Genomic DNA, 11,756 nt, shown 5'->3' with positions numbered 1-11,756 from the left:
ATTCCGTCGCCCGCTCAGAGAAGAAATCCTGTCACAATATAATAAAACTATTTGTACGTCTGGAATAATAACAGTTAAAATAGACTCTAAGGAGGAATCGTCTATGAATAAGATCAGAATTGGTATTGTAGGTTATGGAAATCTTGGGCAAAGTGTCGAGTTAGGAATTCGGCAAAACGAGGATATGGAACTTGTGGGAGTATTTACAAGACGTGACCCTTCAACAATCAAAACTGTTACCAAAGGAGTTAATGTCTTCACAATGGATGAGGCCAAACAGATGACGGATCAAATTGATGTGATGGTGCTTTGTGGTGGGAGCATGTCGGACATGCCGGTTCAGGGTCCTGAGTTTGCGGGTCTGTTCAATACCGTCGATGGCTATGATACTCATGCGAAAATCCCGGAATATTTTGCTGTCATGAATAAAAATGCCTTAGAGGCCAAAAAAGTTTGCATTATTGCCAGCGGATGGGATCCTGGAATGTTCTCAATCAATCGCCTCTATGCAGAGGCCATCCTACCTGAAGGGAATACCTATACCTTCTGGGGGAAAGGAATCAGCCAGGGGCATTCGGATGCGATTAGAAGAGTTAAAGGAGTCAAGGATGCGAAGCAGTATACCATTCCTAAGGAAAGTGCCATTGAGGCCGTTAGAAGAGGAGAGATGCCGGAACTGACGACAAGGGAAAAGCATGGTCGAGAGTGCTTTGTGGTGGTTGAAGAAGGAGCCGATAAAGCGCAGATCGAGCATGAGATAAAAACAATGCCCAATTATTTTGCAGACTATGACACAGAAGTACATTTCATTACTGAAGAAGAACTGGAAAAAAATCACCACGGTCTTCCTCATGGCGGTTTAGTGATTCGTCATGGAAGAACAGGCCTTAATGAAGAGCATAATCATGTCATTGAATACCGATTGGATTTGGATTCCAACCCCAATTTCACAGCCAATGTCCTCGTTGCCTTTGTGAGGGCCGCATATCGTTTAAATCAGGAGGGGGTATCCGGTGCCAAAACAGTTATAGATATCGCCCCGGCCTATCTTTCAAGCAAATCAGCGGAAGAGCTTAGAAAATCCCTTATATAATGGACTCAGCCTTATATCAACATCGCCAAGGTTCCGCTAACAATTAACGCCAGTCCAATCGCAGCTTTTTTCGATAATTTCTCATGGAATACAAGATAGGAGAAGGCAATGGTCACGAGAATGCTGAGTTTATCGATTGGCACGACTACGCTGGCCGGCCCATCCTGAAGGGCCTTGTAATAACACAGCCACGATCCGCCGGTGGCCAGGCCTGACAGTGTGATAAAACCAAGTTCTTTCAGAGGTATCTCTTGGGGAGTAATCTTTTTTCCAGTCACAAACACCACAATCCAAGCCATAACCAGCACGACTCCCGTACGAATGGCCGTCCCAAGATTTGACTCCACTCCTTCAATACCGATTTTCCCGAGAATAGACGTCAGGCTGGCAAATACTGCAGCCAAAAAGGCATAAATCAGCCAGGAATTATTGCTTTGGGGCTGCTCATCACCCGTTTCTTTTTTCTGTATCATTAAGTATGTACCTATGCCGATGCCCACGACTCCTGCTGCCTTCCCAACACTTATCCCCTCGTTCAGGACAATGAAGGCCAGAATGATGGTCAGGACCGTACTTGATTTGTCGATGGGAACAACCTTGTTAATATCTCCTAGCTGCAAAGCCTTAAAGTAGCACAGCCATGATGCGCCGGTGGCCAAGCCGGATAAAACCAAAAACAGCAGTGTTTTTCCAGAGATATCTGCGATCGTCGTATGTGACCCCACCATAAATACCATCAACCAAGAAAATAACAGCACAACAATCGTGCGGATGGCCGTAGCAACATTCGAGTCCGTCTTTTTTATCCCGCATTTGGCCAGAATTGCGGTAATCCCTGCGAAGAACGCAGAGCCAAAAGCATATACAACCCACATCATCTTCGCCTCATTTGCATCGTATATTATGTATCTTCTCTCATTATAGGGTGAGATGATTTCCAAAGCAAAAGGATTTGAACCATAGGTTCAAATCCTTTTGCTTAAGTCTTATACCAATTGCTTTTTGCTTGCAATCTCTTCCTGCACGAGAGCCATGAACTCCGCTACAGAGAGTTTTTCTCCTGAATTGGCTTGACTATAACGGCGAACGGAGACCGTATCCGTTTCCGCCTCTTGGTCCCCGACCACGAGGGCGAAGGGGATTTTGTGGGTTTGGGCTTCCCGGATCTTGTAGCTGATCTTCTCGCGGCGTTCATCCACTTCAGCCCGGATGTCCAGATCATTGAGGCGGCGTACGATGTCCTGAGCATAGTCCTCATGACGTTCGCTGATGGGCAGAACCCGGACTTGAACAGGGGCCAGCCAGGTGGGGAAGGCTCCGGCATAGTGCTCTGTGAGAAGAGCAATAAAGCGCTCAATGCTTCCGTATACCACCCGGTGAATCATGACCGGACGATGCTTTTGACCGTCTTCACCGATATAAGTGAGGTCGAACTTCTCGGGCATTTGGAAATCCAGCTGAATGGTGCCGCACTGCCAGGTTCTGCCTAAGCAGTCCCGGAGATGGAAGTCGATTTTCGGTCCGTAGAAGGCACCGTCTCCCGGGTTAATCTTATAGTTGACTCCCTTTGCTTCCAGGGCTTCCTGAAGGGCATTGGTAGCCATTTCCCAAGTCTCATCGGCGCCCATGGAATTTTCAGGACGGGTGGAAAGCTCCACATGATATTCAAAGCCGAAGACCTTATAGAAACGGTCCACCAGGTCAATGACGCCGCTGATTTCATCTTTGATTTGGGAAGGAAGCATAAAGATATGGGCATCATCCTGAGTGAAATTGCGAACCCGCAAGAGTCCGTTTAAGGCACCGGATAACTCATGACGATGCACTAAGCCCAGCTCTCCCATTCTCAAGGGAAGATCGCGATAGCTTCTCAGCTTTTGCTTATACATAATCATACCGCCGGGACAATTCATAGGCTTTACAGCGAAGTCCTCATCATCAATCTTGGTGGTATACATATTATCTTTATAATGATCCCAGTGACCAGAATTTTCCCACAGGTCGCGGCTTAGGATGATGGGAGTCTTGATTTCGTGATAGCCTCTCTTGCGATGCTCCTGACGCCAGAAATCTTCCAGCTGGTTACGCAGAACCATACCTTTGGGATGGAAGAAGGGAAAGCCAGGACCTTCATCGTGAAGGCTGAACAGATCCAGCTCCACGCCCAGTTTACGGTGATCACGGCGCTTTGCCTCTTCGAGCTTAAAGAGGTAGTCCTCCAGATCCTCTTTTTTGGCCCAGACCGTTCCATAGATCCGTTGGAGCATTTTATTCTTTTCACTGCCCCGCCAATAAGCACCGGCCACGTTCATGAGCTTGAAGGCTTTAACTACCCCAGTAGAGGGAATATGAGGACCGGCACAAAGATCAGTGAAGTTTCCTTGAGTATACATGGAAATCACTTCATCCTCAGGTAAGTCTTCAATCAACTCCACCTTGTACTTTTCTCCTTCTTCAGAGAAATACTTCAAAGAATCACTGCGGGAGATTTCTTTTCGTTCATAGGATTTATTCTCTTTAACCAAACGGCGCATCTCGGCTTCGATCTTTTCTAGATCCTCCGGTGTAAAAACATGCTCGGAATCAAAATCATAATAGAAGCCATTGTCAATAGCAGGCCCAATCCCTAATATGGTTCCCGGGAAAAGGTTCCGTACGGCTTCAGCCATAAGGTGAGAGGTGGAGTGCCTTAAAATCTTTAATCCTTCCTCAGAATCCACCGTGATAATCTCTACCTCAGCATCCTGGATTAAAGTATAAGACAAGTCCTTAAGCTCTCCATTCACTTTCCCGGCCACGGCAGCTTTCGCCAGACCTCTGGAGATGGAGGCTGCCAATTCCATGAGACTCTTACCTGATTCGATCTCTCGGATAGAGCCATCCTTTAACGTAATCTTTACCATCTTGGTCAACTCCTTATTCCTTTCAATTTTTAAACTTTATAATACGGAAAATAAAAAAGCCCTCATCCCAATATGGGACGAGAGCATTATTCCCGTGGTTCCACCCAAGTTAAAGCACCTCCCGGTTGCTTTCCCTTTGATCCCTTAACGCGGGCAGACGTCTGAGCATACTTTGCTTCAACTCAGCACTCCGGGGTGGTCTTCCTCTGCTTCTTTGTGAGAGATGCTTGCAGCCGGTGACATCTCCTCTCTAACACAAACAAAAACAAACTACTTTCCCCGTCATCGTTTTCATTTCATTATATCTATCCCTTTGCTCTTTGTCAAATCTTCTCACAGATAGAACAGTTTTCTGTACAATAACTGACGCGGCCTTCAAAAACCTTGCAGATCGTCTGCAGAGTATCTTTATACCCTTCATAACGAATATGCATCACAATTTTTCGCGGGGCCACAGCAATTAAAGCACTGACGAGAAGATCTTCATAAGTGAGTTCCTGAGAGGTATCCATAAAAGACAAATCATCCATGTATTTTTTGGTGATTTTTTTCCCTTCTTCATTATAAAGGTTGAACTTGCCTTGTCTTGTGATTCCTACATGCAAGGTATGAATACGGGGCTTTTGCGAATCCACAAAGCGCCTGAGCAAATTGATAAACTCTTCATATTCCGTTTCAATGACATGTTCGTTCACTACATAGTTGACGGCTTTATGAATCTCTTCTTTATAGTCCTTGGCCCGGAATCGCAAAAAGCCTTCCATATCAAAGAGGGACTGAGCCTCTATGCATTTGACGATTTGGTTGACCAAGGATGCCTTACGATGAATGCGGTAACCCTTCCATTGTTGGGATTCTTGATTAAGGTATTGGAGAGCCTTCTCGAAAATCTGAACAACTTCCTCCCGTTTCATTTTATATTTGCTTTTGAGCAGCCAGCGGATATGATCTTTTTCCCAATGCTGCAAGATCGTTTCCGCAATAGCATTGGCTAAGTAATAGCTATGAATTTTTTTGGTGGTCTCCCGATCCTCTTCGATCGCTTCGAGCTGGAACTCACAATCTATCAACCAGTGCTTGCCTTGTTGATATTCGTGAAGCACCACCGGAAGCTTCTCCTGCTCTTGGAGCTGCCTAAGGCGCTCATAGATGCTCTCTCGATAATATTGAGTTCCAACCTGAACGGAGTGTTGTTCCACCACCCTGGCATCCCCTCCATAGTAGAGTATATGAGCAAGGTTTGCTCATATTGCGGCTTACCTCGAAATACTCAAGCTATTTCGTAAAGCCATATATTTCCTACTATTGCCAGGTTGACTCTCTCTTATTCCCCAAACTGCAGAAGCACTGTACCTTTGCATACAGAAAGGGAGTATCGCTTTAGACTGCTTTAAAAACAGTTTTTGCGACACTCCCTATTTCACCCTGCAGTTGATTATCTCGTTATTTGAATAAAACTCTTAATTCCAAAATCGCTCTTTAAAATATGGTCCAGTACCCAGCCGAAGATAAACTCTAAAAGTTTGCGAGTATGACCATCCTGGTCTTGGTCGATTGCCGAGAAGTCAATGGACTCTACCTCTTTGATGAAATCATCATGAGCTACCTTTTGCTTAAAATAACCCGGGTACTTGATTTTCAGCATAAAATCTTCTTCTGTTTTGAAATGGTTCACGGTATATTCCTTAAGCTCAGTGATGATTTGAATAATCTTATCATACTTATCCGGCAGTAAGTAATTCTCTAATAAATCATAGATCTGATTGCCAATTTCGAATAGATGTTTATGCTGCTCATCGATCTCTTCCACTCCGATAGCATATTCCTCTTTCCATTTTAACACCACAATCACCTCTCTAACTCTCTATTTTCCAGTACCGACTTGAATATCTCCAGTACTATTTTACAACACCAAACTTGTTACAGCCAGTACCCTGAGCATTATCTACTCTGAAAAAGACCCGGAAGCTAATTCTCCAGGATTTTGCTTGCGGCGTTCACCCCATAAGCTGCACGGAGGTTTGGCTCGACTGTTAAGAAAGCGAGTTAACCAGCCCTGGAGCTACCCTTAAAATTATTCTACGGCATTAGCCAATTGTTCTTTGACATAATTAGGCAGAGCAAAGCATCCTTTATGGATCTCTGTATTATAGTATTGCGTTTTAATCTCCAAACCGTTCCAAGCTTGCTCATCAATATCGGTTAAAGGATCATACTTTTTCGAAGCAAAGCCAAAAAGCCAGTGTCCGGAGGGATAGGTTGGAATATGAGCTTGATAGACCCGGCAGACGGGGAAAAACTCCTTGATCCTTTTATGAGCCCGGCCCATGTTCTGTGCATAGCTTTCATAATAAGGACTCTCATGCTGATTCACCAGGATTCCATCATCCTTAAGAGCTTTATAGCAGTTACCGTAAAACTCCTTCGTGAATAGGCCTTCTCCTGGTCCAAAGGGATCCGTAGAGTCCACAATAATCAAATCATAGCTATTTTCTTTCGTCCGTATAAATCTCAATCCATCCTCAAAAAACAAATGAACCCGCGGATCCTTCAGCTTACAAGCCGTCTGGGGCAGATACTCTTTGCAGACATCCACCACCAGTTTATCGATTTCCACCATATCAATGTTCTCGATGGAGTCATAACGGGTTAATTCGCGGACAGTTCCCCCATCCCCGGCACCAATGACCAAAACATCTTTAATTTTGAGATTGGTAGCCATAGGAACATGGACAATCATATCGTGGTAGATAAATTCATCCTTTTGGGTCACCATCATCAATCCATCCAGGGTAAAAAAGGTACCAAACTCTTTGGACTCAAACACATCGATCCTTTGAAACTCACTCTGGCCTGAATAAAGCTGCCGATCCACCTTAATCGAAAAGCGAACGTTTTCCGTATGCTCTTCCGTATACCATAATTCCATAGCTATTCCTCCACGACTTTGATATTTTCAATATCCATATCCTCTGTACCTGTCAGAAAACAGCCTTTAATCTTAGAGTAAGCGATATAATCAATAATATCCTCCGTGATTTTTTCCCCTGGAGCTAAGATCGGTATACCTGGAGGATAGGCCATGACGAACTCCCCACTGACCTTACCTTTGCTTTCCTGGATGGGTACTGAGCGTTGCTGCGCGTAAAAAGCCTTCTGAGGTCCCATGACCACCACAGGATTGATATACTCATGATCAAACATGCCCGCTTTATCCCGCTGATAGCGTCGTTTAATCTCCGCCAAAGCTGAGACCAGACGCTCCAAAGCCAGGGCCCGATCCCCTACGGAGATAATGGCCAGAATATTGCCGATATCTCCAAATTCGATCTGAATCCCATAGTCATCCCGAAGGATATCGTAGACCTCAATGCCTGCCAGCCCGATATCCCGTGTGTGAATGGAGAGCTTGGTGCAATCAAAATCATAGACCGAGTCCCCATTGTTCAGCTCTTTGCCAAAAGCATAATAGCCGCTCAGCTTATTCACTTCATCACGGCCATAATTAGCCAGATAGAGCGCTTTATCAAAGATACGTTGGCCGTTTAACGCTAAGTTGCGCCGGGAAATATCCAGAGAAGATAAAAGCAGATAGGAAGCACTGGTGGTCTGAGTTAAATTAATCATATGCCGAACCCGTCCCACATTCAAGCGTTTGCCGATCAACAAAAAAGAACTTTGGGTGAGGCTGCCCCCCGTTTTATGCATACTGACTGCTGCCATATCCGCTCCCGCCGCCATAGCACTGATGGGCATATTTTCTCCAAAATAAAAATGGGTGCCATGGGCCTCATCCACCAAGACCAGCATATTGTGCTCATGAGCCAGCTCTGTTATGGCCCTTAAGTCGGAACAAATCCCGTAATAGGTTGGATTATTAACCAGAATAGCTTTGGCATCCGGATTTTCTTCGATGGCTTTCTTTACATCAGCTACCGACATTCCTAAGGGAATACCCAGTTCTTTATTGACTCCAGGATTAACATACGCCGGAATGGCCCCGCTGATAATGAGGGCATTAATCGCACTGCGATGGACATTGCGCGGCATGATAATTTTCTCACCCAGCTTGCAGACACTCATAACCATAGCTTGTACCGCTGAGGTGGTTCCATTCACCATGAAGAAAGCATGATGGGCTCCAAAGGCTTCTGCAGCCAGCTCTTCCCCTTCCTTAATTACAGAGACAGGATGGCCAAGGTTATCCAAGGGTTTCATGGAGTTAACATCCACAGACAAACATTTTTCGCCTAGAAACTCCGTCAATTCAGGGTTTCCCCTCCCCTGTTTATGTCCAGGTACATCAAAAGGCACCACACGCATGGATTTATACTTGAGCAGCGCCTCATAGATAGGCGCCTTGCTTTGTTGTAGTGAAGGCATGATACCACCCCCTTTAGGTTATACAAGATATAATAATACAAAATTTAACTTAAAAAGTCGATAATAAATAAGACTCCATTCCATCTTTAGTTCATCTTAAATTCTACTACATCTTCGGTTCACTGACCTACTAAAACTTACTCAGAGAGCATTAAACCTATAGGTTAGCATGTACCATCATCAAGTTTGGCATTCTCTACGTACCAAAGTATAAAAATACAAAAAAGCCTTGAATCCCTTTGGCAGCGATTTCAAGGCTTTTCTTCTTAAGTATATGGTGGGTTTGAGAGGACTCGAACCTCCGACCCCCGCGATGTCAACGCGGTACTCTAACCAGCTGAGCTACAAACCCTAAATGGTGCCGATGACCGGAATCGAACCGGTACGGGCTTTAAGGCCCGCGGGATTTTAAGTCCCGTGCGTCTGCCAGTTCCGCCACATCGGCAATATTAACGTATTATTGGAGGCGGCACCCAGATTTGAACTGGGGATAAAGGTTTTGCAGACCTCTGCCTTACCACTTGGCTATGCCGCCGAAGAAATGGAGCGGGTGACGAGATTCGAACTCGCGACTTTCACCTTGGCAAGGTGACACTCTACCACTGAGTTACACCCGCGTGGTGCCTTAGGACGGAATCGAACCGCCGACACGAGGATTTTCAGTCCTCTGCTCTACCGACTGAGCTACCAAGGCATGAAATGGCGACCCCGATCGGACTTGAACCGACGATCTCCTGCGTGACAGGCAGGCATGTTAACCACTACACCACGGGGCCCTATGAGTTTGGTGGGCGATGACAGGATCGAACTGCCGACATCCTGCTTGTAAGGCAGGCGCTCTCCCAGCTGAGCTAATCGCCCGTGTCAACTGACGAATTTTAGTATACACAAAAAACGGTTTTATGTCAAAGGTTTTTGTATTATTTATGGTTGTCAATTTTTACAGCTTTCGTTATTGAACTAAGTTATGTTAAATAAGCTAATCATTTCATGGTTTATCCTTTAATATCTTTTCACTGTACTCGCAATTAATTCAACTTTATTTTACGAAACTTAAAATCGCTTCTCTCACGATCTTCGCCGCCAAAAGAGCTGTTCGCTCACTGCTATCCATAGCGGGAGATACCTCCACCAGGTCAAAACCCACCACATCCAGCTCACCGAGAGCATGAATGGCCTTGATGATTTCCCGCGAAGTACATCCCCCGGCTTCCTGTGTCCCAGTGCCTGGGGCAAAGGCCGGGTCCACTACATCAATATCCAAGGTCACATAGACCGGTTTCCCTTTAAGCTCCGGAAGGACAGCCTTGAGGGGCTCTAAAACCTCTTCCACCACTAAATGATTGTTCTCCCTAGCAAAGAGGAATTCCTCCCGGGTCCCGGAGCGTATGCCGAACTGATAGACTCGATTGGGTCCCAGGGCTTCCGAGATTTTTCGCATGACGGTAGCATGGGAGTTGGGCTCACCGAAGTAATCCGTACGCAAATCAGCATGAGCATCAAAATGCACTACCCGAAGCTCGGGATACCTCTCCATAAAGGGCTTAAGCAAAGGATAGGTAACAAGGTGCTCTCCCCCCAGGAAAATGGGGAATTTTCCATCCTCCAACACCTGCTGGGCAGCATTTTCGATCACTTGCAGGGATTTCTCCACATTGCCAAAAGGCAGACTTAAATCTCCACAATCGCAATAAGCATAATCAGAGAGATCCTTATCCAGATACACACTATATTCCTCAATACCGATGGAGACATTGCGAATACTCAGGGGCCCCAAACGGGTACCCGGACGAAAACTCACCGTATAATCCATAGGAATCCCTAAAATTACCGCATCGGCATCTTCATAAGGAGTTTCTCCCCCCATAAATACACCGGGGTTTTCTGTCATCTTCATGAGCTTTTCCCAGGACATAGCACTTCACCTCTTTCTTCATAACCTTCAAATGTAATGGCAAAAGGAGATCTCTCTGTGCGGAGATCCCCTTTATGTAGCTTTCTAATTTTATATTTAAGTATCGTTAAGCTAGCTGGATGAAACCTTCTTCTCTTTCACCACATCATCATATTTGATGGAACGAGTGTGCTTGGTATGGGACCATGATTTATCCTTGCGATTGACGAAGCCTAAAAACACGATAGGAATCCAGCTATAGATAAATACGGGGTATAGGATCAATCCCGCATAGGCACGCCAGGGCAGACGTTCAAGGGCCAAGGCCGCTACAGGGTAGACCAGAGAAATCGCGGAAAGAATCTGCCAGCCTGACCAGGGCATAACAATATCAAAAACTTGGGTATAGTAGGGTTGGAGCCCGGAAATCAGGTTAGCGAACATAAAGAAGGTGGCTATCATGACCAAAGCCGGTTGGAACAAATGGACCGCTGCATCAAAATACATGATTTTTCGTTCCTTAAATGCCTTGTACATCAGGGGGAAGAAATACCGACCCGCTACATCCACTTGCCCTTGAGCCCAACGTTTCCGCTGATTCCAGGCCTGGATAAAGGTCAGGGGTTTCTCATCATAGACAATGGCATCATGAGCCCAGGTCGTCTTAATTCCACTAATTAAGGCCTTCATGGTAAACTCTAGGTCTTCCGTAAGAGAGGTAGCCCCCCAGCCAAGATCCTTTAACACTTTGGTGGAGATACACATACCTGTTCCACCTAACACATTATTAAGGAAGCCGGTGTTATAGCGTGCAAGCTGCAAAAGCCTGTTGGAAAGCCAGAATGTAATGGAGAAGGTGTTGGTGACCCAGGTATCATAGGGATTTTTCGAATCCAGGTAGCACTGAACAATCTGATGTCCCTGACAAAGCTTGCTGTTCATCTCGACCAAAAAGGTCTCATTGACCAGATTATCTGCGTCAAAAATAATGACGGCATCATATTCTCGTTCCAGCTTAAATAAACGATGGAACATCCACTCCAGGGCATAGCCCTTTCCTCGTTTTTCATTATTAAAACGTTGATGGACCAAGGCTCCCGCGTTCTTCGCGATCAAGGCTGTTTTGTCGGTACAGTTGTCTGCTACGACATAGACATCGTAGAGCTCTTTCGGATAATCCAGGTTCAACAGATTATCCACTAAAGGCCCGATGACCGCCTCTTCATTATGGGCTGCTACTACCAGGGCAAAGCTTTTTTCTGGTTCCAAAATCTTTTTCTCCGGTCTGCGAAACAAACCAAACATGGACAACACGAAATAGTAAAATGTCATAAAAATGATAATAAGCTGTACTGGAATCATGATCATATTGAACAAGTGAGAACCGGTAACACCAGACATAAAACCCATGTTCCCAACCTCCTTTTAACCTTAATCATAATATCACAGGGTTATTTTCCTCGCAAGGCGAAAGATGTCTAAA

The 11,756-nt window shown here is 45.3% G+C and carries 9 protein-coding genes, 7 tRNA genes and 1 other annotated feature; of the genes, 1 reads left to right on the top strand and 15 read right to left on the bottom strand.

Annotation, left to right across the window (positions count from 1 at the left end; all coding sequences use genetic code 11):
* The first annotated feature begins 103 nt into the window (after nucleotides 1–103).
* Entirely contained in the window at nucleotides 104–1,093 is a 990-nt protein-coding gene (locus tag DESDE_RS00825) for a diaminopimelate dehydrogenase (protein ID WP_014792148.1), read from the top strand.
* An 11-nt stretch (nucleotides 1,094–1,104) separates the two neighbouring features.
* Here DESDE_RS00825 and DESDE_RS00820 read toward each other — a convergent pair whose 3' ends face one another.
* The 15 genes from DESDE_RS00820 to DESDE_RS00750 all read right to left on the bottom strand — a co-directional run bounded on the left by DESDE_RS00820 (nucleotide 1,105) and on the right by DESDE_RS00750 (nucleotide 11,683).
* Nucleotides 1,105–1,968 (bottom strand): EamA family transporter, encoded by an 864-nt coding sequence (locus DESDE_RS00820; RefSeq protein ID WP_019849161.1) that lies wholly within the window; start codon nucleotides 1,966–1,968, stop codon nucleotides 1,105–1,107.
* A gap of 111 nt (nucleotides 1,969–2,079) precedes the next feature.
* Nucleotides 2,080–3,996: a threonine--tRNA ligase gene (thrS, locus tag DESDE_RS00815; protein WP_014792146.1), complete on the bottom strand. Its 1,917-nt coding sequence runs from the start codon at nucleotides 3,994–3,996 to the stop codon at nucleotides 2,080–2,082.
* Between the two features lie 70 nt (nucleotides 3,997–4,066).
* Nucleotides 4,067–4,291: a binding site (T-box leader), on the bottom strand.
* A gap of 28 nt (nucleotides 4,292–4,319) precedes the next feature.
* Nucleotides 4,320–5,195, bottom strand: coding sequence for a putative sporulation protein YtxC (ytxC, locus tag DESDE_RS00810; protein WP_174270156.1), 876 nt, complete (start codon nucleotides 5,193–5,195; stop codon nucleotides 4,320–4,322).
* A gap of 236 nt (nucleotides 5,196–5,431) precedes the next feature.
* Nucleotides 5,432–5,839 (bottom strand): bacteriohemerythrin, encoded by a 408-nt coding sequence (locus DESDE_RS00805; protein WP_019849159.1) that lies wholly within the window; start codon nucleotides 5,837–5,839, stop codon nucleotides 5,432–5,434.
* A 231-nt stretch (nucleotides 5,840–6,070) separates the two neighbouring features.
* Nucleotides 6,071–6,925: a polyamine aminopropyltransferase gene (gene speE / locus DESDE_RS00800; RefSeq protein ID WP_014792143.1), complete on the bottom strand. Its 855-nt coding sequence runs from the start codon at nucleotides 6,923–6,925 to the stop codon at nucleotides 6,071–6,073.
* Between the two features lie 2 nt (nucleotides 6,926–6,927).
* On the bottom strand, nucleotides 6,928–8,379 hold the full coding sequence (locus DESDE_RS00795) for an aminotransferase class I/II-fold pyridoxal phosphate-dependent enzyme (protein WP_014792142.1): 1,452 nt from the start codon (nucleotides 8,377–8,379) through the stop codon (nucleotides 6,928–6,930).
* A 275-nt stretch (nucleotides 8,380–8,654) separates the two neighbouring features.
* Nucleotides 8,655–8,731, bottom strand: a tRNA-Val gene (locus DESDE_RS00790).
* Between the two features lie 4 nt (nucleotides 8,732–8,735).
* A tRNA-Leu gene (locus tag DESDE_RS00785) sits at nucleotides 8,736–8,824 on the bottom strand.
* Nucleotides 8,825–8,840: 16 nt separating this feature from the next.
* Nucleotides 8,841–8,914 (bottom strand) — tRNA-Cys (locus DESDE_RS00780).
* Nucleotides 8,915–8,921: 7 nt separating this feature from the next.
* A tRNA-Gly gene (locus DESDE_RS00775) sits at nucleotides 8,922–8,996 on the bottom strand.
* A gap of 1 nt (nucleotide 8,997) precedes the next feature.
* Nucleotides 8,998–9,073, bottom strand: a tRNA-Phe gene (locus DESDE_RS00770).
* 6 nt (nucleotides 9,074–9,079) lie between these two features.
* A tRNA-Asp gene (locus tag DESDE_RS00765) sits at nucleotides 9,080–9,155 on the bottom strand.
* Nucleotides 9,156–9,164: 9 nt separating this feature from the next.
* Nucleotides 9,165–9,240 (bottom strand) — tRNA-Val (locus DESDE_RS00760).
* A gap of 178 nt (nucleotides 9,241–9,418) precedes the next feature.
* Nucleotides 9,419–10,294, bottom strand: coding sequence for an agmatinase (gene speB, locus DESDE_RS00755; protein WP_014792141.1), 876 nt, complete (start codon nucleotides 10,292–10,294; stop codon nucleotides 9,419–9,421).
* Between the two features lie 111 nt (nucleotides 10,295–10,405).
* Entirely contained in the window at nucleotides 10,406–11,683 is a 1,278-nt protein-coding gene (locus tag DESDE_RS00750; RefSeq protein WP_014792140.1) for a glycosyltransferase family 2 protein, read from the bottom strand.
* Nucleotides 11,684–11,756: the final 73 nt, after the last annotated feature.

This window comes from Desulfitobacterium dehalogenans ATCC 51507, from assembly GCF_000243155.2.
Taxonomy (GTDB): domain Bacteria; phylum Bacillota; class Desulfitobacteriia; order Desulfitobacteriales; family Desulfitobacteriaceae; genus Desulfitobacterium; species Desulfitobacterium dehalogenans.
This window is presented reverse-complemented; position numbering and strand designations above follow the sequence as displayed.